This is a genomic window from Mycobacterium sp., assembly GCF_008709575.1.
Lineage (GTDB): Bacteria > Actinomycetota > Actinomycetes > Mycobacteriales > Mycobacteriaceae > Mycobacterium.
On the sequence record NZ_VYIK01000173.1, the window covers coordinates 1 to 1,189 of the forward strand.

Annotated in this window: 1 protein-coding gene; it reads left to right on the forward strand. The window is 63.9% G+C overall.

The window, feature by feature from the left end:
• The first annotated feature begins 97 nt into the window (after window positions 1-97).
• The gene (locus tag F6Q13_RS17655; RefSeq protein ID WP_293059307.1) at window positions 98-1,189 is read left to right on the forward strand and encodes an IS630 family transposase; all 1,092 of its coding nucleotides are present in this window, start codon (window positions 98-100) and stop codon (window positions 1,187-1,189) included.

Sequence of the window (1,189 nt, forward strand, 5' to 3'; positions counted from 1 at the left end):
CTAGTGTGCCGCGCCATTAATTCGTTACATAATTGTAACGAATGAGCATCGGCGGTGTTCTACGCCGAATCACGTTGGAGGGTGCGATGATTCACGTATGGCATCACGCGGACGGCCGAAAACGGAGCTGGTGTTGACCGAGGAGGAACGCACGACGCTGTCGCGGTGGGCGCGGCGGCGCAAGTCCTCGCAGGCGCTGGCGTTGCGGTCACGGATCGTGCTGGGCTGCGCGGATGGCCTGTCGAACAAGCAGGTCGCGGCGCGGGAGCGGGTGTCGCAGCCCACCGTGGGCAAGTGGCGGCGCAGGTTCGTCGAGGCGCGCCTGGACGGGCTGGTCGACGACCCGCGACCCGGGCGACCAGCCTCGGTGACCGCCGATCAGGTCGAAAACGTGGTGGTCACCACGCTGGAGTCCACCCCAGATAACGCCACGCACTGGTCACGGGCGTCGATGGCCGAGCGGTCCGGGCTGTCCAAGTCGACGATCGGGCGGATCTGGCGCGCGTTCGGGCTGCAGCCCCACCGGGTGGAGGATTTCAAGCTGTCCAACGACCCGCTGTTCGTGGAGAAGGTCTACGACATCGTCGGGCTCTACCTGAATCCGCCCGAGGCCGCAGTGGTGTTGTGCGTGGACGAGAAGTCCCAGATCCAGGCCCTGGCCCGCAGCCAGCCGGCGTTTCCGATGATGCCCGGCATGCCCGAGAAACGCACCCATGACTACGTCCGCCACGGCACCACCAGCCTCTTTGCCGCCTTCGACATCAGCGACGGCACTGTCATCACCGCGTTGCACCGCCGCCACCGCGCCGTGGAGTTCCGCAAGTTCCTCGCCAAGATCGACACCGAGGTCCCCGCCGATCTGGACGTGCACGTGGTCTGCGACAACTACGGCACCCATAAAGCACCCACCGTGCAGACCTGGCTGGACAACCACCCCCGCTTCCACATGCACTACACGCCAACCTATTCCAGCTGGATCAACCAGGTCGAGCGGTGGTTCGCCGAAATCACCCGCCAACTCATCGAACGCGGCGACCACCGCAGCGTGCACGCCCTGGAAAAAGACATTCGCGCCTGGATCACCGCCTGGAACAACGACCCAAAACCATTCGTGTGGACCAAGACCGCCGAGCAGATCCTGGAGTCCATTGGAAGATTAATAAAACGAATTAACGGCGCGGGACACTAG